At 39.7% G+C, this 22,963-nt stretch carries 13 protein-coding genes; all 13 read left to right on the plus strand.

The annotated features are described in order from the left end of the window. Positions 1–118: 118 nt before the first annotated feature. The 13 genes from AB3G73_RS17745 (at position 119) to AB3G73_RS17805 (ending at position 22,946) form a co-directional block, all read left to right on the plus strand. Positions 119–688 (plus strand): RNA polymerase sigma-70 factor, encoded by a 570-nt coding sequence (locus AB3G73_RS17745; RefSeq protein WP_195649665.1) that lies wholly within the window; start codon positions 119–121, stop codon positions 686–688. Positions 689–934: 246 nt separating this feature from the next. Then, positions 935–2,137, plus strand: a complete 1,203-nt coding sequence (locus AB3G73_RS17750; protein ID WP_367745287.1) for a FecR domain-containing protein — start codon at positions 935–937, stop codon at positions 2,135–2,137. Between the two features lie 39 nt (positions 2,138–2,176). Next, complete coding sequence (locus AB3G73_RS17755) at positions 2,177–5,518, plus strand: SusC/RagA family TonB-linked outer membrane protein (protein WP_367745288.1); 3,342 nt, start codon at positions 2,177–2,179, stop codon at positions 5,516–5,518. Positions 5,519–5,528: 10 nt separating this feature from the next. Further along, positions 5,529–7,043 carry a RagB/SusD family nutrient uptake outer membrane protein gene (locus AB3G73_RS17760; RefSeq protein WP_195649667.1) on the plus strand — a complete coding sequence of 505 codons (1,515 nt, stop codon included), beginning with the start codon at positions 5,529–5,531 and terminating at the stop codon, positions 7,041–7,043. A 41-nt stretch (positions 7,044–7,084) separates the two neighbouring features. Continuing rightward, on the plus strand, positions 7,085–7,843 hold the full coding sequence (locus AB3G73_RS17765; protein WP_148367840.1) for a DUF4843 domain-containing protein: 759 nt from the start codon (positions 7,085–7,087) through the stop codon (positions 7,841–7,843). Positions 7,844–7,861: 18 nt separating this feature from the next. Then, positions 7,862–9,568 carry a PKD-like family lipoprotein gene (locus tag AB3G73_RS17770; protein WP_148367841.1) on the plus strand — a complete coding sequence of 569 codons (1,707 nt, stop codon included), beginning with the start codon at positions 7,862–7,864 and terminating at the stop codon, positions 9,566–9,568. Positions 9,569–9,607: 39 nt separating this feature from the next. Next, the gene (locus tag AB3G73_RS17775) at positions 9,608–11,962 is read left to right on the plus strand and encodes a DPP IV N-terminal domain-containing protein (RefSeq protein WP_367745289.1); all 2,355 of its coding nucleotides are present in this window, start codon (positions 9,608–9,610) and stop codon (positions 11,960–11,962) included. A gap of 18 nt (positions 11,963–11,980) precedes the next feature. Next, the gene (locus tag AB3G73_RS17780) at positions 11,981–14,338 is read left to right on the plus strand and encodes a DPP IV N-terminal domain-containing protein (RefSeq protein WP_258978938.1); all 2,358 of its coding nucleotides are present in this window, start codon (positions 11,981–11,983) and stop codon (positions 14,336–14,338) included. Then, the gene (locus AB3G73_RS17785; protein ID WP_195649671.1) at positions 14,322–17,039 is read left to right on the plus strand and encodes a prolyl oligopeptidase family serine peptidase; all 2,718 of its coding nucleotides are present in this window, start codon (positions 14,322–14,324) and stop codon (positions 17,037–17,039) included. Before AB3G73_RS17780 ends, AB3G73_RS17785 begins: the two co-directional genes overlap by 17 nt. A 4-nt stretch (positions 17,040–17,043) precedes the next feature. Continuing rightward, positions 17,044–17,466 carry a lipocalin family protein gene (locus AB3G73_RS17790; RefSeq protein WP_148367845.1) on the plus strand — a complete coding sequence of 141 codons (423 nt, stop codon included), beginning with the start codon at positions 17,044–17,046 and terminating at the stop codon, positions 17,464–17,466. Between the two features lie 226 nt (positions 17,467–17,692). After that, on the plus strand, positions 17,693–18,262 hold the full coding sequence (locus AB3G73_RS17795; RefSeq protein WP_234131736.1) for an RNA polymerase sigma-70 factor: 570 nt from the start codon (positions 17,693–17,695) through the stop codon (positions 18,260–18,262). Between the two features lie 90 nt (positions 18,263–18,352). Further along, positions 18,353–19,537: a FecR family protein gene (locus tag AB3G73_RS17800; RefSeq protein ID WP_229128633.1), complete on the plus strand. Its 1,185-nt coding sequence runs from the start codon at positions 18,353–18,355 to the stop codon at positions 19,535–19,537. A 40-nt stretch (positions 19,538–19,577) separates the two neighbouring features. Then, positions 19,578–22,946: a SusC/RagA family TonB-linked outer membrane protein gene (locus AB3G73_RS17805; RefSeq protein ID WP_195649672.1), complete on the plus strand. Its 3,369-nt coding sequence runs from the start codon at positions 19,578–19,580 to the stop codon at positions 22,944–22,946. Positions 22,947–22,963 lie beyond the last annotated feature (17 nt).

Genomic DNA, 22,963 nt, shown 5'->3' on the forward strand with positions numbered 1-22,963 from the left:
GTTGGGCCTGCGTTTCTGAAAAAAAACAATATATTTGCATTTATAAATGCCGCTATAGTAAGTGTTTATAGCGATTTCAGGGAAATCTGTTTCGTTTTTTGATAGGTAGAGTGACAGTATGGACGATAAGATTGACATCATAGTAGCAGGAGTCAACCGGAAGGATGAAAAGATATGGGGCGATTTCTACGATCGTTTTTATGCTGCTCTATGCGCTTATGTCGCCAAAATATTGCCCGTTCCGGATGCAGTGGAAGATCTGGTTCAGGAAGTTTTCATTTCTGTTTGGGAAGGTAAACGTACCTTTTCCGATATCAAAGAGCTCACAAATTATCTCTATCGCGCCTGCTATAATAATACTTTATTATATATACGCAATAATCAGATTCATGATACTATTTTAAGTTCTCTCGCCGAGGAAGAAGACGTGGAGGATGAAGACGTAATCTATGCGTTAACGGTAAAAGAAGAAATTATCCGGCAGCTCTATTGCCATATCGAAGAACTTCCGGCCGAACAACGCCGGATCATTTTAATGAGAATCGAAGGATATACATGGGAAGAGATAGCCGAACGTTTGGAAATAAGTATCAATACTGTTAAAACTCAAAAGACACGTAGCTATAAATTCCTTCGTGAGAGACTGGGCGACTCTGTACATTCTATAATTCTTTGTTTATTTCTCTAAAAAGATAAAAAAGTCAAATTGATACTTCTTTATCTTTTTATTGATTGCTTAAGATTTATTTTCTTTGTTAAAAGCGAATAGATTTCTTTCAAATTGTGACATAATGTTATATTTTTGTCCCTAAAATCCTCTTCTTTACGCTCTTATCTCAAAAAAATATCATCTTTTTGTCACCCCTTTCTATGAGTTATGTATATCTATAATAAAGCAAATTAAACAATGTTTAATTTAAAAAGGAGAAATAAGATGAAGAAGTTCGAAAATGTATATCAAGATGCCGCTTTAATGAAAAAAGCTCTTTTAGGAGAAGCTAACGAATCGGAACAGCAAGAGCTTGAAAAGCGATTGGCGGAATGCCCGGACTTACAAAAAGTGTTTGAACAGTTGCAGAATGGCGAGACATTAAGAGTTGCATTTGAAGAATATAAAAATTATTCATCAAAGAAAGCCTATGAATCTTTCCTTCAGAAAATCGGACAAACGGAACCGGCGATAATAAAGAAGCCTCGTGTTTTCCGGATTTGGTGGTCTGTTGCAGCAGCTGTTGTTTTTTTAGTAATCGGTTTATCTTTCTATATGTCGAATTATGGTTCGATTGAAGAGGAAAGCAGACCATTGATTCAGCCGGGAGTTCAACAGGCACAATTGACTTTACCCGATGGCAGCATTATTGATGTGCGTAAGGAAGAATTTGACGTAATAGTAGATGGCGTCCAGGTAAAATATAAGGAAGGAGTGCTGTCATATGAGCCAACCGTCACAACACAACACGAAGAGAAAAACGTCGAAGAGAAGCCAGTCAAGTCAAATGAACTTGTCATACCACGTGGAGGGGAAAATACTGTAATCCTCGCCGATGGAACGACAGTTTATTTGAATGCTGGTTCCAAGCTGACTTATCCGGTACGCTTTGCGGGTAAACGCAGGACTGTAGTTCTGGAGGGTGAGGCTTATTTTGAGGTTGTACAGGATGAATCCCATCCGTTTGTGGTACAAACTCATCTAGGAGAAGTGATGGTGCTTGGCACGGCATTTAATGTGAATGCTTATACCGATGCTTCTGTTTGTTACACTACATTGGTACATGGAAAAGTACAATTCTCTGCACCGAATGTAGGAACGGTAACTCTTCAGCCGGGTGAACAAGCGGCAGTCTCTGCCAATGGTACAGAAAAACGTACCGTCGACTTGGATGAATATATCGGGTGGGTAAACGGTGTGTACAACTTTAAAAATCGTTCTTTAGGGGAGATTATGGAGACGTTCGAACGCTGGTATGATATACAAGTTTATTATGAAACACCGGATTTGCGGGATATAACTTACAGTGGCAGTTTGAAGCGTAACGGAGCGATCAATTCATTCCTGGATGCATTAGAACTGACAGGTGATTTGACCTATAAAATCAGTGGTCGGAAAGTATTGATATACGATAGAATGAAAGATTAAGAGTAAATAGAATATTAGGTAAAGTTTAATCATTAATTTATGAGAGAAAAACGATGGCTGCTATGTTTTTTAGTGGCAGTGTGTTGCACATTTAGCACATGGGCTCTACCGTCACAGGATAAGACGGTAACTTTGAATCTGCATAATGTCTCTATCGAGACAGTTTTGGATGCAGTGAAGAAACAAACAGGAGTGAATATGTTGTATAATTCACAAATGTTTAAAGGTGTTCCTCCGGTATCAATTAATGCAAAAAATGAGAAATGGGAAGTCGCTCTGAAGTTAATTTTAAATCCTCAAGGATTTGATTATGTGGTGAAAGACGGTATTGTTGTTGTCCGTAAATTGCAGACCGAGAAGCGTGACAACCGCATCCATGGTACGGTTATTGATTCGAATAAGGAACCGATACCAGGAGCCAGCATTATTGTGAAAGGTACTCGTACGGGTACTTCTACTAATATTGAAGGTGAGTTTACGCTGGATGTGAAAAGTGACAAAGTGACTTTGGAAGTCTCTTTTATCGGTATGAAAAAGCAGATTCTTCAGGTAGATGCTACACGCAAGAAGATGATTGAGATTACTATGGTGGACGATGTGAAAACATTGGAGGATGTAGTCGTTACAGGATATAGTAATATCCGTAAATCCAGTTTTACGGGTAGTTCTACGCAAATAACAGGTGATGAATTGCGTAAGGTGTCACAGACAAATGTGCTTGATGCCATGCAGTCGTTTGATCCTTCTTTCCGCTTGATGACTAATACGCAATTTGGTTCCGATCCTAACGCATTACCTGAAATGTATATTCGTGGACGTTCAGGAGTAGGTGTCAGAGATTTGGATAAGAATCAATTGACCAAATCGAATCTGGAAAATAATCCGAATCTTCCTACATTTATTATGGATGGATTTGAGGTTAGCATCGAAAAGGTATATGACTTGGATCCTAGCCGCATAGAAAGTATGACTATATTGAAAGACGCTGCTGCTACGGCTATTTACGGTTCGCGTGCTGCTAATGGCGTGGTGGTAATCACTACGGTTGTTCCGAAACCGGGCGAAGTTCGTGTTTCTTACAATTTCACCGGTACATTGGAAATGCCCGATTTGCGCGACTATAGTTTGGCGAACGCTTCGGAGAAACTGGAAATGGAACGTCTTGCCGGACTTTTCGATAATAATGATTTTGGTACTGAGATCTATGATTACAACCGGAAGTTTGCTGAGATTCAACGTGGTGTGGATACTGACTGGATGGTATTGCCTCTGCGAAATGCATTCGATCATAAACACAGTCTCTTTATAGAAGGAGGTACGCAGAATTTGCGTTGGGGTGTAGATGCATCTTATAATGGAGCGAACGGTGTGATGAAAGGTTCCGGTCGTGATCGTTACAGTGTTGGTTTCTCCTTGGATTATCGAATGAAGTCTTTACAAGTGAAAAACACGGTATCGTTTACTCATTCCAAATCTAAAGAGTCGCCTTATGGTTCTTTTAGTGATTATACTATTCTACAGCCGTATGATACACCTTATAATGATAACGGTACATTGAAAGAATATTTAAAATTTTCGCAAGTTAGTGGTGGGCGCACGGCTAAAAACCCATTATATGAAGCGACTCTTGGCAATTATACTTGGAGTGCTTATGATGAAGTATCTAATAATTTGAGCTTGAATTGGTATTTAACTGATTATTGGACCGTCAGGGGGCAATTCAGTGTGAACCGCAAGTATTCTAGCGGAGAACGGTTCATCGATCCGTTATCTTCAAAAACAACCGCTTCCCCTCGTGACGGTGGGCATAATTTGGGTGACCTTTATGTAGATAATGGGAATAATTTGAGTTGGAATGCGAATGCAGCCTTGTATTATACACGTTCTTTCAATAAACATAATTTGAATCTGTCTGTGGCGTGGGAGGCATCTTCCGGCTCATCAGATGCGACAAATGCTCATTATCGCGGATTTCCGAGCGGACAATTCCATTCACCGAATTATGCGGCCGAGATATATGAAAAACCGTCGCGTACCGAAAATACTTCACGTATGGTCAGTACGTGGGCTACCGGAAACTATACATGGAATGATATTTATCTGGCTGATTTCTCAGTACGTTTTGATGGGTCGTCTGATTTTGGGTCCAATCAACGTTGGGCACCGTTCTTCTCCGGAGGTTTGGGAGTGAACATTCATAATTATGAGTTCTTAAAAGGAAACGAGATAGTCAATAAATTGAAGGTACGTGCATCGTATGGTCGGACAGGTAAGGCTAGTTTCCCATCTTACGCCGCAACAACCATGTATGAAGCACTTTTCGATGAATGGTATGCAACTGGTTTTGGAGCAGTGCTGAAAGCTTTAGGAAATAATGACTTGACTTGGGAAAAGACTGATAAATTTAATGTAGGTATTGAAATGCAGTTTTTGAATCAGCGCTTGACAGTGGATGTGGATTATTATCATGATAAAACCATCGATTTAGTGAACGACGTCAGTTTGTCTCAAACTTCAGGTTTCTCTAGTTATAAAGACAATATGGGTGAAGTATTGAATCAGGGATTCGAGTTGCAAGTACGTGGTGAAGTATTCCGTAATCGTGACTGGTTGGTGGCTCTGTGGGGAAATATGGCACACAACAAGAATAAGATTGTGAAAATATCAGATTCACAACGTGCCTACAATCAGCGAGTAAAAGAGTTTTATCAGAATATAGTGAATGAAGAGTATGGTAAATATAATTCTAAATATGGAGTACCTATTTCTCAATATGAGGAAGGACAGTCACTTACTTCTATCTGGGCTGTGAAGTCTTTGGGTATTGATCCCACTACAGGTAAGGAAATATTCTTGAATCGTGATGGTAGTGTGTCTGATACTTGGAATGCCACTCAGGAAGTGGTTGTTGGTAATACTGAACCTAAATTCAACGGTTCTGTTGGGTTTAATCTTGCCTATAAAGCATGGAGCTTGTTTGCGGCTTTCCAATACGAATGGGGCGGACAGGAGTATAACCAGACCTTGGTGGATCGGGTGGAAAACGCTAGAATACAATATCAAAATGTAGACTTGCGTGTGTTGACCGACAGATGGAAACAACCGGGAGATATTGCTCAGTTTAAAGATATTAAAAATGCTGATAATGTTACTATGCCGACTTCACGCTTCGTTCAGGACAAGGCTTATCTGCGCTTGAGTGCATTGACTTTGAGCTATGATTTTAATCGGGAGTGGATAAAGAAACATTTGGGGATGAATATGCTCCGATTGGAAGCAAGTACACGCGATTTTATTAACTGGAATTCTATCCGTCAGGAGCGAGGCTTAAGCTATCCGAAGTCATGGACGGTCGATTTCTCTATTAAAGCACAATTCTAAGTATACCATTATGATACAAAAAATATATACTACGTTTATTTCTTTTGCGTTTGTAGCCTTGACTCTTTCTTCGTGTTCAGATTGGCTGGACCTTTATCCTTCCGACGAGATAAAGGAGGAATATTTGTTCTCTTCCGGTGATGGTTTTCGTACAGCGACGAATGGTATTTACCGGAAAATGGCTACTTTCGATTTGTATGGAAGTAACCTTACTTGGGGGATTCTGGATGCCTGGGCACAGGCTTATTACATAGAACAAGCTCCAAGTATAGCTGGTGGTACCCCCATGAGAAAGATTGCAAATCTTGCTTTTAAAAATACCGAATTGGTTCCTGTTACTGATGCAATGTGGAATGCTGCTTGGAATGTGGTTGCCAATTGTAATGAATTGGCTCAGCAAGCTGCTCAAGCTGACCCTAGTCTTTTTTACGGGCTTGACGGTGAACGTCAGATGATTTTGGGAGAAGCTATTGGATTGCGTGCATTTGTACAATTTGATTTGCTTCGTATTTATGCTCCGTCTCCTTCATCTGTTGGTTTCAGAGAAGATAACCGTACTTTTATTCCTTATGTCAATGTTTATCCTAGTTATGTTAACGATCATCAGACGGTTAGTTATTGTTTGGAACAGATTATTGCTGATCTGAAGGAAGCACAGCGTATATTGGGGGAAGTCGATAAAGAATCCAAAATGGGCACAGACTCTAGATTTGACATCAATGAGCTTTCACAAAGCCTGTTTGCTGGATCTAGGGGATATCGTTTGAATTATTATGCGGTAACAGCAGAACTAGCTCGTGTTTATTTGTATGCAGGAAAGAATGCGGAAGCTTATGCAGAAGCCAAAAAAATCATTGATGAGGAAAGTGAAACAGGTTATTTTAAAGCATCAACCAGTTCATCCGGTTTCAGGAATGGAAATATGAAGATGTATAATGATATTATTTTTGGGCTTTATTCCCCCAAGGAATTGGTGGAATGGGATCTGGAAATAAATCATGGTTCCGATGGCTCTAGTGAGGAACATTATCTGTGTCTTGATAGTGAGGTGGCAAAAGAATTGTATGGAGATGAAAAAGACAGTGACTGGCGGTTTAAGTATCAACTGGAAGAAAAGTATTATGGATTTTATTATCGTACCTTGAAATATTACAAACAGACGGAGAGTACTACTGTCGGAATAACAAATAATCAGACAATTCCTATGATACGTATGTCTGAAGTGTATTACATTGCCGCTGAAGCAATTTTTGATACTAATCCCCAAGAAGCGCAGGGGTATTTGGAATTGGTAAAGAAAGGAAGAGGAGTATCAAAGAAATTTGATAATGTCACAAATAAGTCAGAGTTTATAAACTTGCTGGTAAATGATGCCCGTCGTGAGTTCTTAGGTGAAGGACAGATTTTCTATATGTATAAACGGTTGAATAGGACGATGCCTGCCAGTTCTTATTATAGTAATCCCGTGTTACCAACTGACGAAAATATGATATTACCCAAGCCCGATTCGGAATCAAACATTTAAGTGTGATACTATTTTAGAATAACTACTTAAAAGAAACGAAAATGAAGAAAAGATATGCTATATGGGGAGTGTTGTTTTACAGCGTATGTCTGATGCTCGCTTCATGTGAAGAGAAGGGATTGTTGGTCAGCAGCAACGACACAGCCTATTTGAAATTCGTTAACGATATGACTAAGGATACTACTACAGTATCTTTTAAAATGTATAATGAAGGTGAGGATGCTGAGATACCGATAGAAGTTTCTGTTTATGGGCAGATGCAGGATGAAGATTTACATTTCAATATAATTGCAGATGTCGAACGTACTACTTTGCCGGCTAATTTGTATGTATTGCCTGCAGATTGTAAGATTAGAAAAGGATTGCTTACGGATACTATTTATGTAACATTGAAGAATGATCCGATATTGAGGACAGAAACGAAGATATTAGCGTTGCAGGTTGTAGAAGCAAATACAGTGAAACAAGGTGATTATTTGTATTCGCGTGCTCTCATTTCTGTTACCGATCGTTTGTTTAAGCCCGACTGGTGGTCGGTGAACGATGCTGGGACGGAGGAAAATCCAGGAAATTCGGTTGATTGGTATTATTTAGGTGAGTACTCAGAAAAAAAGTATCAGATGTTTTTGGACGAGTTGAAAAAGGATGATATGGTATTTGATGGAAAGAACAAGCAGGTGTTGCGTAAATATTCATTGAGATTGAAGAATACCTTGAAGCAGATGAACGCAGGAAAGGATATGAAAGATTGGGTGAAAGATGAGAATAATAATGTGATTACTGTAGAAGTGGCAGGGTAAATTATAAAATTGCAAAGTATGAAAAAATTAGGAATATATGCAGTGATAGTAGTTTTAGTCGGAGTTGTTTCCAGTTGCTTGGATGATGATAACAACTATAACTACAAGCTGATAAATGAAATGCAAGGTGGTGCACTCAATTTTGAGAACTTTAATTTGGATTATAGTGTGATAGAAGGAGAAGAATTGGTATTGGCACCTACTTTTAAGTTTACAATAGATAGTATTACACCGGATGTCAGCTATGAATGGTATGTAGATAAGAAGTTGCAGACAGGCGAAACAGGTCCCACTTATACATTTAAAGCCGAAAAGAGTGGCACATATCAAGTGACATTTGCGGTAACAGATAATAAGACGGGAGTTCAGTTCGGGAAATCCACAACCATTAATGTGAGATCTATCTATCAGCGTGGCTGGGTGATTTTGTCGAATGATGGTGGGAGATCTGTGCTCCATTTCATTGTGCCTACAACACAACGTTATCAGGTAACGTATGGTGGAGAGACGTTTACTCGCGATTCGTTGGTTTATCATATAGTAAAACGTGATATTGTCTCCAATCTTGGTTCAAATCCGAAAGGGTTAATGAACAATATTGGTGAAATGGATTATAATAGCGAGTATGGGATTGGCGTGTATGATGAGTTGGTGGTGAAGCAAGATCGATGGGTCGAACTTAATGGCAATACGTTGGAACGCGAGGTATATACGGATGAAGAATTTCACGGAGATATCCCAGCTGATTTTTCTCCGGTAGAAGCTGCTATGACTTTTTCATCCAAAGCACTACTGGACGAGAATGGATTGATTTATTGGGAAAAAAAGGCGGATATAACGGATTTTCATGCGGGTACTTATATGCCCATAGGATTGAATAATAATACTCGGTTCAGTCGTTTATTCCAAGCCTACAAGTTTAATAACAATATTACAGATGTGATGCTTGCATTGACGGAAGAAGATAATTCATTGGTGGGAATCTTGGATATGGGATATGCTACTAATGGTACAGTGATTACTGAAAATTCCAGCTATACAAGTGGAAATATGTATAATATCACTGATCCGAGTGGAGAAGATCATTTCTCGAATATAGAGAAGACTGTGGTGGATGCATTACCCGCTCCATACAACTCTGGGAATGATATAACATCAGCTGAACCATATTGGACAGTTCTGCTGAAAGATGAAGCAACATCGGTGTATGAATTACGTTATTTCGGACTGGAGGCTGAAAGAAGGTATGTTGGTTGCTTGGAAGGTTGGTATTACGAGGCTTCTTTGGGCCTTATCAATGATTATCGTGGTATGGCTAATTTTGGAAACAAGCGTTATGCGGTCATTGCCAGCGGAAACCAACTTTATTATTATCAATATGGTTGGGATGCTTATGGAGATGTGGAATATAGAGGTGAATTGATGCCATTGGGGGAACCGTTACCTGCGGCTGTTAAGACGTTGTCGGGTATGGATGTAACCACTAACTTATATAAACAGAAGTATCCTTATGCCGGGCAATTAGGAGTTGCTTTGGAAGACGGAAGTTTCTATATATACAGTGTTGTAGAAACAAGATTGGAAGATGGGACGTGTACGGCGGTTTCTCTTAAACAACAATTCCCGAATGAAACCACTTCGGAAGAAAACAAGAAGTTTGGTAAAATAGTAGATGTTCTTTATAAACTGGGACGCGGTATGGATTATATGTCATTTGCGTTCTAGAAGAACTTTAAAAGCATTTTTTGATAATAAATAACCATTATGGTATTAAAACAACTTTTTATTGTCGGCAGCTTGTCTTTTACTCTTGCATTGCAAGGATGGGGACAGGCTTCTACTGGGCATGATACAGTACAAGCTAATTATGAATTGGCGGAGAAGTTTCATGAATTTACATTAGGGGGAAAACTGTCTAATAATAGTATGTCCCTTTATCCGCATGAAATCAATGATACGGATAATTTCTGGTTTGATTTTACGACTTCGGCAGGTAAACACTACTATTATGTCAACCCCAAGGAGGGAAAGAAGGAGTTACTTTTCGATAACGAAGAAATGGCTATGTTGCTTTCCGGCTTAACTCATGAGGTTGTGAATTCGGTAAGATTGGATCTGTCAGAATTAAAGTTTGCAAAAGATCAAAAGTCATTTGTATTCAGTTACAGGTCGAAAAAGTATGATTACAATCGAATTACCCGCAAATTGAAAGAGGTGCAGGAGAAAAAGGCAGATGACAGAGATGCCGAGCCGATATATTCATGGATGAATTTTTCTCCGGATAAGAAGTACATACTGTATGCGAAAGACCATAACTTGTATGTGAAGGGCAACAAGGCATTGGGAGTAGATACTACGGAAGTGCAATTGACGACGGACGGAGTCCCTGATTTTTCGTATGCTCGTGAGGATGATGCGGGGGAGAATGGTGAAGTTCCTTCTAATGCTCGTTGGTGTCCTGATAGCCGGCATGCATATATTGTGCTTGATGATAATCGGAAATTGCGTGACTTTTGGGTGATTAACTCGATTTCGGACAAGCCGGAGTTGAAGAAATATAAGTATGAATTTCCGGGAGATAAATATGTAACCCAGAATGAACTTGTAATCATTGATATTGTAGAACGGACTGCGAGAAAAGCGAAGATACAGAAGTGGAATGACCAGTATGTGATGCCTTTTAATGTAACGTCGGATAGCAAGTATGTTTTTTTTGAACGTACCAAACGTACATGGGATGAGGTTGATGTGTGTTCGGTCAATACCTCTACCTTGGAAGTCAAAGAACTGATTCATGAGGTGGATAAGCCTTATCGTGATCCGCATGCACGTAGTGTGGAAGTGCTGAATGATGGAAAAGATATTCTATTTCGTTCCGAACGTACTGGATGGGGACACTATTATCATTACGACGGTCAAGGGAACCTGAAAAATGCGATATCTTCAGGACCGTGGGTAAGCGGACATATTGCCGCTATTGATACGCTGCAACGTACGGTTTATTTTTATGGATATGGAGATGACCCGAAGATCAATCCGTTTTACTATCGTTTGTATAAGTCCAATATGGATCGCGAGGGAGCAACTCTACTCACTAAAGAAGACGGGCAGCATCGGGTAATCTTTTTGAAGTCTAAGCGCTACTTTATTGATACATTCTCAAGAGTCGATATGGAGCCGAAGATATTATTGAAGGATAATACCGGCAAGGTGATTATGGAGCTGGCAAAACCTGATTTAAGTCAAGTATATGCTGCTGGCTGGAAGAAACCGGAAAATTTTGTGGTGAAAGCTGCCGATAATGTTACAGATTTGTATGGAGTGATGTGGAAGCCGTCTAACTTTGATCCGGAAAAGAAATATCCGATTATCTCGGTTGTTTATCCGGGGCCATACTTTGGGTTTGTACCTACTAACTTTACGTTGGATGATAGCTATTGTACCCGTATGGCGCAGCTTGGCTTTATTGTAATTACTGTAGGGCATAGGGGAGATACTCCGATGCGTGGAAAGGCATATCACCGTTATGGTTACGGCAATATGCGTGATTATCCGTTGGCAGATGACAAATATGCTATTGAGCAGTTGGCTCAACGTCACTCGTTTATTGACGGTCAGAAAGTTGGTATCTACGGACATTCCGGTGGCGGATTTATGGCTGCAGCTGCTATCTGTACTTATCCTGATTTTTATACGGCAGCTGTCTCTTGCTCTGGGAACCATGATAACAGTATCTATAATCGTGGTTGGGGAGAATGTTACAACGGTGTAAGAGAAGTAGAGAAAGTGGTGAAAGACAGTTTGGGCAATGAGACTAAAGATTATGAATACAAGTTTAGCGTAAAGTCGAATGCTGAGATTGCCAAAAATTTGAAAGGACACTTGATGCTTGTCACTGGAGATATGGATAAGAACGTGAATCCTGCACATACATACCGTATGGCGCAGGCTTTGATTGAGGCCGGTAAGGATTTTGATATGCTTGTCATTCCCGGAGCCGGTCATGGGTACGGTTCTGCCGATAAGTATTTTGAGAAGAAAATGTACCGTTTCTTTGCCAAACATTTGCTAGGTGATGCCCGTGCAGACTATTGGGGAGATATTAACCGTAGTAAATAAGACAATAGATAAGATTTTATGAAAAACCATCTCTTTAGATGTTTGTGCTTGGCAGTTGCTTTAGTATCATGCAACCTTGCTGGTGCACAACAAAAAGCGAATTATCAGTTAGCGGAAAAGTTCCGTTTGTTGGAGCAGAACCCTATAGCTAAGTATTCTACAGAAGTCAGGCCGAGGTTTATCAACGATACGGATTGTTTTTATTACTCCTTTACAACACGTGAAGGGAAGAAATACTATTATGTTAATCCGAAGAAAAAGAAGAAATGCTTGTTGTTTGATACGGATGAGTTATTGAGCAAAATTGCAGTATATACTAAGAAAGCCTATTCTTCAGCAGATCCGCATTTGTCTTTCACATTTATGGAAGACAACGAAACTATTCGTATTGATTTTGACAGTGGACTTTATACATACAATATCCATACGAAAGAATTGAAGCAACTTGATGAGAAGCCGACTTATAAGACTGGCGACCCGTATTGGATGAAATATTCTCCAGATAGCTTGTATTTTCTTTACGCCAGCAAGGATAATTTGTATTTCGTTGGAAACCCGAAAAAGGGACAGGATACAATCCCGGTTCAATTGACGACGGACGGTATGCCGGATTATACATTCAATCGTGAAGACGAAGGTAAGATGGAAGGTCGTTTCGGAGCCGAATCAGCTCACTGGATTCCGGGAAGCCACCGTTTCTATGCTGTCCGTGAAGACAACCGAAAGGTTCGTGACTTGTGGGTTATTAATTCTTTATCCAAGCCTTCTCCTGAATTGATTCCTTATAAAGCCGAATTGGCCGGCGATAAAAACGTGACTCAATATGAATTACTGTTGGGAGATATAGACAAGCGGGAAGTTAAGAAGGTGGATATCAATCGTTGGCCGGATCAGTATATTGATGTATTGTATGCGTCAAAAGACGGAAAACGCTTGTACTTCCAACGTTATAACCGTACATGGAACCAGTCGGATATTTGCGAAGTGGATGTAGAGACCGGAAAAGTGCGTGTGGTGATTCATGAAGAAAATAAGCCGTATCTCGATTATCAGATGCGTAATGTTTCTTTCCTGAATGACGGAAAAGAAATCCTGTTCCGTTCCGAACGTAACGGTTGGGGGCATTATTATCTGTATGATACAGCAACAGGAAACCTGAAAAATCAACTGACAGACGGCACTTGGGTAGCCGGTCCGGTTGCGCAGATTGATACTATCGGACGCAAGATGTATTTCTATGGTTACGGACGGGAGAAAGGAATTGACCCTTATTACTATATTCTTTATGAAGCTCATTTGGATCGTCCGAATGCACTCCGTCTGTTGACGCCGGAGAATGCGTCACACGAAGCCAGTATCTCTCCGTCCTGCCGCTATTTGGTAGATTCATATTCTACCGTGTCGCAGGAGCCGGTAAATGTGGTTCGTAACCGGAATGGGAAGGTAATCATGACATTGGAGAAACCAGACTTGCAACCTGTCTATGAAATGGGCTGGAAAGCTCCGGAACGTTTTAAAGTAAAAGCAGCCGACGGAGTAACCGACCTTTATGGTGTGATGTGGAAGCCCGCCGATTTTGATTCGACGAAAGTTTACCCTATCATTTCGAATGTTTATCCGGGGCCGTTCTTCGAGTATGTGCCGACTCGTTTTACAATAAATGATGTTTATAATACCCGTTTGGCTCAATTGGGATTTATTGTAATTACCGTAGGGCACAGAGGCGGTACTCCGATGCGTGGAAAGGCTTATCACACCTACGGATATAACAATATGCGTGATTATCCGCTGGCGGATGATAAATATGCTATTGAGCAACTGGCTGCCCGCTATCCGTTTATAGATGCTACCAAGGTAGGTATTTACGGTCACTCAGGCGGCGGATTTATGTCGGCTGCTGCTATTTGCACTTATCCGGACTTTTATTCGGCTGCTGTCTCATCGGCTGGTAACCATGACAATCGTATTTATAATAAAGGTTTCGTGGAGATTCATTATGGTGTAGATGAGAAGGTGACAACGACTAAAGACAGTTTGGGAGTAGAAAGCAAAACGTATGATTATAGTGTACGTGTGCGTCCGAATCAGGAACTGGCGAAGAATTACAAGCATGGATTGCTGTTGTTTACCGGTGCCATAGACCAGACTGTGAATCCGGCCAATACTTTACGTCTGGTAGATGCATTGATTAAAGCGGACAAGGACTTTGATATGTTTGTGCTGCCGAAATGTACTCATGGATTCTTCGGTGAGTCCGAGAGCTTTTTTGAGCATAAAATGTGGCGTCATTTTGCACGTTTGTTGTTGTACGACAATTCGGCGGATTGTGATGTTGATTTGAATAAAGATATGATAAAAGATGAAAGGAGAAGATAAAATGAAGCGGACAAAAATGGGAATCGGATTAATGGTAGGGTTGTTAATCGGTTTTGTTCCGAATGTCGATGCTCATGCACAGAAGAAACCGCTAGATATTGAAGCCTGTATGTCGTGGAAACGTGTCGAATCACCTGATATTTCTCCGACAGGACGATGGGTAACCTATCGGATTTCTCCTATGGAATATAATCCTGAAAACAAAGAGGCAAACACTTTGCATTTGTTTGATACACGTACCCGTAAGGAGATTTTGTTGGATGATGTGGAAAACATAGATTTTTATAATTCGGATCAGGCTCTTTCTTATCAGAAGGCGGACTCTGTGGGAAATATGAAAACAATTTTGATGGAGTTGCCTTCAGGTGTAAAGACCGAATGGGCGTATAAAGAAATTTTTCGACCGGTAAATGGGACTCCTTATTCGGTTTCAGTAACAAACGTTCCGAAAGATACAATCAATCATGTTCCTTCTTTTGATCGTTTAGTGGTTCGTAATATCAAAACCGGCACTGCTTTCCAGATTGACAGTATTGGCTATTATACTTTGTACAATGAGGGACGGTCTATTGTCTTTGTACACAGACAAGCGAAGGGTAATGCTTTGTGTTATGGACCACTGGCCGGACCTTATCAGACTATTTATCAGAGTCCTGTAAAGAAAGAACCGGCTTCTTTCAGTTTGAATACAAAGCGGATGACAGGAGAGTTTTGTGTGAAAGATTCATTATGGTACAATTTTTCTTTGAAGAAGAATACCTGTGATTTGGTATTCGATCGTAAAAACATTGTTCTTCCTACTGGGATGGAGCTTGTTCGCGCTAGTCTGTCGCATAGTCAGGCGTTTCTGACGATGGAACTCCGGCCTTGTCAGGAAAAAGTGGAGCAAAATAAAGAAGAGGCAAAGCCGGATAAGAGTTTCGAACTGGAATTGTGGACTTGGAATGAATGCGAAGTTCCTCCTTTGCAGACTCGCAGCCGTTATTTCCGTCCTCAATATTCGAAATATATTTATGATATTGCTTCCAAAAAAGTGACGGAAGTAGCTCCGGATTATGCTGATTTGTTGGTGCCGGACCGTGCGGAAGAGATTCATCATGTACTTTATACAGACGAAACCCCTTACCATATGCAGAAGGAATGGCATCATGATATACCATTTGATGTCTATTCTGTGAATGTACATACGGGGGAAAAGCGGTTAGTAGGACGTAGTTATCGGACAAGACCGAAGTGGTCGATGAACGGCAAATGGGCTGTAATGTATGATCCTGTTGCACAAGTGTGGAATAAGTTTGACGGAACAACGGGTGAGGTTACTGATGTTTCAACGGCTATTGGATATCCTGTATTCGAGGAGACTTATGACAAACCGAATCCTGCACCTGCTTATGGTATTGCAGGCTGGACTGCCGATGGTAATCATGTGCTGATTTATGACGCTTATGACTGGTGGAAAATAGATTTGACCGGAGAAAGTCAACCAGAATGTTTAACCAAAGGATATGGTCGTAAAAATCAGAAATCTATCCGTAAAATGACCAGCAATATTGATAAGGAAGTATTCGAACCGAACGAGACGGTCATGGTCAGCGTATGGGATGAAAACACAATGGATGAAGGTGTTTATTTACTTGACATGAAAGGTCGCTTGAAGAAGCTCGCAGAAGGTCCTTATATCTATGCAATTCATCGTTTCTCTGACAATCAGAAGTTTTGTATCTGGAATCGTCAGAATATATCAGAATTTCGTGATCTGTGGTGGAGTAAATCTGATTTCTCTGATCCAATTCGTATAACGAATGCTAATCCTCAACAAAGTGAATACAAATGGGGTACTGCAAAGTTAGTGGAATGGACCAATTATGAGAATAAACCTAATAAGGGAATACTTTATCTGCCGGAAGATTATGATGCAAAAAAAGAATATCCCGTACTGGTGCAGTTTTACGAGACACATTCCGGAGGATTGAATACTTATCATGCTCCTATGTTGAGCAGTGCAATGGCGGATGTGATGTATTTTGTCAGCAATGGATATGTTGTATTTATGCCGGATGTACACTTCACCATAGGAACACCTGGGCAGAGTTGTTACGATGCCGTGGTAAGTGGAACAAAATATTTGATAGAACAGGGGATAGCACATCCGGGGAAGATAGGTTTGCAAGGGCATAGCTGGTCAGGATTTCAAACCAGTTATCTGGTGACAAAGACAGATATATTCGCTTGTGCTAATATCGGAGCTCCTATTACTGATATGGTGACTGGTTATCTGGGAATCCGTAATGGTAGCGGCTTGCCGCGTTATTTCATGTACGAAGAATGGCAAAGTCGTATGGGAAAGACATTGTGGGAAGCCAAGGATAAGTATTTGGCAAGTTCGGCTCTCATAGAGGCAGATAAGATACATACACCATTGCTAATTTGGCATAATGATAAGGATGAAGCCGTTGCTTACGAACAAGGTCGTGCACTTTATCTGGCTATGCGTCGTTTACAGCGTCCGGCATGGCATCTTAACTACAAGGGCGAGGGACATTTCCTTAGTAGTCAGGCCGCTCAGAAAGATTGGACCATTCGGATGATGCAGTTCTTTGACTATTACCTGAAAGGAACAAAAGAGCCGCGTTGGATGAAAGAGGGTATTCATCTAAGAGAACGCGGAATTGATCAAAAATATGACTTATTAGAAAAATAAAAAAATGAAGAAACTATTAATTACAGTAATAGCTCTGTCTTGCTTTGCATTCAGCAGCTACGGACAAGACAAGGTGGAAAAACAAATTATTGGTAAATGGTGTAATCCTTATACCTATGAATCTACTGGTGAACTCAAAGGATTTGAGTTTAAAAAAGGCGGGAAATGTTCTGCTGTTAATATTCCTTCTTTGGATTTAAAGACTTGGAAGATTGATAAGGACGGTTATTTGATTATCGAAGGTTTCAGCAAGGAAGACGATGGAAAGGTAGAAGTGTATAAAACACGTGAACGCATTGGAAAGTTGACAACTGATTCTTTGGAATTGGTAGCTCAGGATGGACCTCCGCGATTGGCTTTTCTATATCTGAATATGAAATCAATCAAGAAATTGGTTACTCCTGAAGTAGCTCCTGACAAGAAGTAATAAATCTCTCTCTTAATAATTTAGTGTTAATATTAGCATCGTGTTGCTAATGAAAACGCCCTGTCGTAGTGATTATGATGGGGCGTTTTTTGTTATTTTAGTATCTGAATTGTATCTTTCTGTGTAAAAAAATATTAATTTCATGAGGTATGCTCTGAGTAATTTAATATTATATTTAGTATGGAATATCGCTATTTAATTGTATTTTTGGCACAAAATACCCAAAATGGATAGCAAAGAGATTTCCATAGAGCAGATAAATAAACTGGATGCTACAGCTTTTCGTATGCTTTATAAAACTTATTATAAGGCATTGGTTTGCTATGCAATACAGATAACAGGGGAATCTGGAGCTGCAGAAGATATTGTACAGGAGCTGTTCTCTACCATTTGGGAAAAGCAAATGTCATTTAAGTCATTGGTGTCATTTAAGGCTTATTTATATAATTCCGTTCGGAATGCTTCAATTGATTATCTCAAGCATAAGGATGTTGAATTTGATTATTTGCAAAAGATAATAGAATCACATCAGGCATACAGTATAGGAGATGAGGAGGAGGATGGTTTCTTCACTGAGGAGATTTTTCGCCAACTGTTTATGACTATTGACTCTTTGCCAGAACGTTGCAGACAAGTTTTTTTGTTGTATATGGAAGGTAAGAAAAACGAGGAAATAGCAGCCGTGCTTTGTGTTTCTCTTGAGACCGTTAAGACACAAAAGAAACGGGCAATGTCTTTTCTTAGGAAAAAATTAGGTCCACATCATTTTGCGTTGCTCTTGTCTATTCTTCCATAGAAAAGATGTTTCTTAAAAAAAAGTTGCTTTAACTTGTCCCTCATTTTATCTGTTTAGTCGTCTTTTATATAAATGATGCAAAAACATATAATGGAACGTAAAAGAAACATAAATTCTGTAATTCATGATCAGTTACTAGGACGGCTTTCAGAAGAAGAAAGGAAGCGATTGCAGGTTTGGATTGAAAGTTCTTTGGAAAATAAAAAGAACTATGAATGTTTAATGCATGGTACTGATTTGGCTGAAAGATATCGTCTGTCTGCAACGGTAGACGAAGAACAGGCATGGAAAAAATTTCAGAAAAAACATTTTCAAGTTCGTGGAATCCATCGCAGAATGCTTTGGAAATATGCTGCTATCCTTATGATACCCGTGATTATTGGTGCAGCCATTTGGGTTGGAATGTGGCGAAATGCCGATACCGGACCTGTAAGAGTACAGGACGATCAATTAGCAATGTTACGGTCGGAAAAGATGGGAAAGCAGAAAGCTATCCTTGTATTGGCCGGTGGGCAAGAAATTGAATTGAAATCGGTTACTAATCAATCATTGCAGGATTCGACTATCTTGCCGGTGTTATCCCCCAAGGTTGTGAAAGAAACACAAACAGAAAATGAAGAAGTTGCTGCTACTGACAATAATAAATTAGTCACTTATGATGATAGTGAATTTTGGCTCACCTTTGAGGATGGAACAAAAGTTCATTTGAATTATAACACAACTTTAAAGTATCCGTCGCATTTTAGCACTGTTAGCCGTACTGTTTATTTGGATGGAGAGGCTTATTTTCAAATAGCTAAGGATGACAAACGACCGTTTCGGGTTATAACAGCAAATGGGATTGTCAAGCAATATGGTACCTCTTTTAATGTTAATACATATGTAGCCGGAGTCACGAAAGTGGTACTGGTGGAAGGGGCTATCAGTGTCCTTCCTAATCAGGGAGATGAGCATAAGATACATCCTGGAGAACTGGCTGTACTAAATGGAGCAACACAAGATGTTCAAATCAGCAAGGTAGACATATCACCTTATATAGCTTGGAATAGTGGGCGTTTTGTATTTGACAATTGTTCTTTGGAAACTCTTATGGAGGTGATATCCCGTTGGTATGATAAGGAAATAATGTTTGAAGATGAAGATATAAAGACGATACGTTTTACCGGCGACCTTGATCGTTACGGTTCCATAATTCCTATATTAAAAGCAATTCAAAGAGTTACTCATCTGAAAATGGATGTTGAAGGCGAAGCTATTATTATTAGAAGAGAATAAAAACAATTATTAACCACATTTACTAAAAAAGGAGGAGTCCATGCAAATAAAAAGGGCCAGAGAGCGTATTGTGATGTCTCTCTGTATTATTTTTCTGTTGTTCGCACCGATATCGGCAACAGCGCAGTCTAATTCAATGAAAGTATCCCTTAATTTAAAGTCTGCATCAGTTAAAGAGTTTTTTGATGCAGTGAAGGCTCAGACTGGTTTAAATTTTATTTATAACACTGAGCAAGTAAAGAGTATGTCTCGTATCACGATCCAAAGTAAGGGGCAACCTATTACTGAAGTTTTGGATAAAGTATTGGCTAATACAGGCTATACTTACGAGATTGAAGGCAATATTGTGACTATTGTATATCAACAGCCAAAAGAAAAGAAAAAAACTGTAACCGGAGTTGTAGTAGATGAAGAAGGAGGACCCTTGCCGGGAGCTCATATCAAGTTACTAAAAACAAATACTTCAGCGGTAACAGACAGTCAGGGCAAATTTTCTATTAATTTATCGAATCAGTACAATCCTGTATTGTCAATCTCTTATTTAGGTATGAGTGCACAGGAAATAAAAGTTGTCAATGATAAACCTTTGCGAATAGTGATGAAGCCGGACGAAAAGCAGCTGGATGAAGTCGTGGTGACCGGTTATGTGAAAATTAGTAAGAATAGTTTTACAGGAACTTCGGTGACTGTTTCTGCAGATCAATTAATGTCAGTGTCAAAAACCAATGTATTGGGGGCTCTGCAGGTATTTGATCCTTCTTTTCGTATTGCAGAAAATAATCTGGCCGGTTCAGATCCGAATAAAGTGCCAGAATTGTATATTCGTGGCCGTTCCGGTATTGGAACAACCGAGCTGGATGCGGAAAGTCTTTCTAAGTCATCTTTGGAAAATAATCCGAATCTTCCTACCTTCATTATGGATGGATTTGAGATCTCTGTGCAAAAGTTGTACGATATGGATCCGAGTCGTATTGAGAGTATTACTATCTTGAAAGATGCTGCTGCTACGGCAATGTATGGTTCACGTGCTGCGAATGGTGTGGTTATTATTACCACTGTAACTCCTAAACCGGGTAAGATTAATGTGAACTATAATTTTACAGGAACATTGGAATATCCGGATTTGACGGATTATAACCTTATGGATGCACGCGAAAAGTTGGAAACAGAAGTAGCTGCAAAGCTATTTAAGGCTGATCCGAAAAGTGAGAATTATATTACTGAACAAAATAAATTGGATGAGATTTATAATAAAAAGTTGAATAATGTAGTTCGTGGAGTGAATACATATTGGTTATCAAAACCATTACGTACTGTTTTTAATCATAAACATAGTCTCTATTTAGATGGTGGTACGGAAGACCTGCGTTGGGGAGTTGATCTCTCTTATCACAAAGATGCAGGTGTGATGAAGGAATCTTTTCGTGATCGTATGTCAGCCGGGCTTTCGTTGTCTTATAGATTGGGGGCATTCCAATTGCGTAATTATCTATCTTATACATATACTAAATCGTCAGACTCTCCTTATGGAAGTTTCTCTGATTATACTTCTAAGTTGCCGTATGATGAGTATTTGGATGAATATGGGAATTATTTGAAAACGACTTATGGGTGGAATGCCACAAACGGGAGTGAAAATCCTTTATATGAAGCTACTTTGGGTAGTTATAGTCATGATAAATCATGGGAGTTAATTGACAATATCGAGTTACTTTGGAATATCACTCCCCACTGGTTATTGAAGGGGCAGTTTAGTATTACGAAGTCAAATTCGGAAGCAAATGATTTTTTAGATCCCCGTTCGCAAAAAAATGAAGAAAAACTTGCATTTAACAATGTTGTTTCCGGACAATTGGACGTAGTAACTAGTAATAGCTTGAGCTGGGATGCAAATTTGACTATTTCTTATAATCATAGTATAAAGAAGAATAATCTTAATTTTCTGGCAGGTGTGAATGCTAGGTCCAGCGCAGGTAATGGATTGGCTATATCCTATCGGGGATTCCCTTCAGGAACACTCTCTGCGCCGGGATATGCGCACTCTATTTATGGTAATCCCTCTGCGTCTGATATGAAGAGCCGCTTGTTGGGTGCTTTGGCTACCTTCAACTATTCGTATGATAATATTTATCTTGCTGATGTGTCTACCCGTTTTGATGGAAACTCAGAGTTTGGATCTGATAATCGTTTTGCTCCTTTCTTCTCAGGAGGGGTAGGGTTGAATATTCATAACTATAAAAGGTTGAAAGATTGGGAATGGCTTGATCGCTTGAAAATTCGTACAACTTACGGCGTGACAGGTAAGGTAAACTTTTCTCCCTACGATGCACAAACTATGTATCGTATTACTACAGATAGATGGTATAAAACCGGGCTTGGAGCTTCGCTTATTGCTTTGGGGAATTCTAATCTAGGTTGGGAAAAGACAGGAAACTGGGACTTTGGTGTTGATTTGAATATGTTTGATGGACTGTTTCAAATGGATTTCTCTTATTACCGTAAAAAGACAAAAGACTTGGTGACTAATATTACACTACCTAGTTCTACAGGATTTACTTCTTATAAGGATAATATCGGAGAGGTGATGAATAAGGGGATAGAGGTTCAAATTAGAAGTACGTTACTTAATACCAAGGACTGGATGGTGGCTTTGTATGCTAACTTAGGACACAATAAAAATGAAATTTTAAAAATCTCAGATAGTCTGAAAGATTACAATAACAAGGTTTTGGCTAAATACGAAGATTATGACAAAGCATATGAACGCACCAAACAAGAGTATGCGGATACTCATCTGCAATATGTGGAAGGTGGTTCACTGACCTCTATCTTTGCTGTACGTTCATTGGGGATTAATCCGTCTGATGGCAAGGAGATATTTGTGAAACGTGATGGAACTATCACTTACGATTGGCATGCTGCCGATCAAGTGGTGGTAGGTAATGAAGAGCCGAAGGCCCAAGGTTCTTTTGGGTTGAATTTGCGTTGGAAGAATTTTACTTTATTTTCTTCTTTCTTGTATGAATTTGGTGGACAGCGTTACAATCGTACTTTGATAGATAAGGTTGAGAATGCCCGTATTTCATCACAGAACGTAGACCGTCGGGTCCTGACTGGACGTTGGCAAAATGTAGGGGATCGTACACCGTATGCTGCATTGCAGACTCAATTGGTTGCTACCACTCGTCCTACTAGTCGTTTTATACAGGATTATAATATGCTGACGTTTAATTCACTTACATTGGGTTACGATTTTGATTCTTCTTGGTTGAAGAAGTATCATTTAGGCATGTTGCGATTAGAACTTTCTGGTAACGATCTTTTCCATGTGTCTACAGTACGTGCTGAACGTGGATTGGATTATCCGTATTCTCGTTCTTTTGCTATATCACTTAAAATGAGTTTATAATTTGAAACTGTTAAAGT

The organism is Bacteroides sp. L008 (assembly GCF_040812255.1).
Lineage (GTDB): Bacteria > Bacteroidota > Bacteroidia > Bacteroidales > Bacteroidaceae > Bacteroides > Bacteroides vicugnae.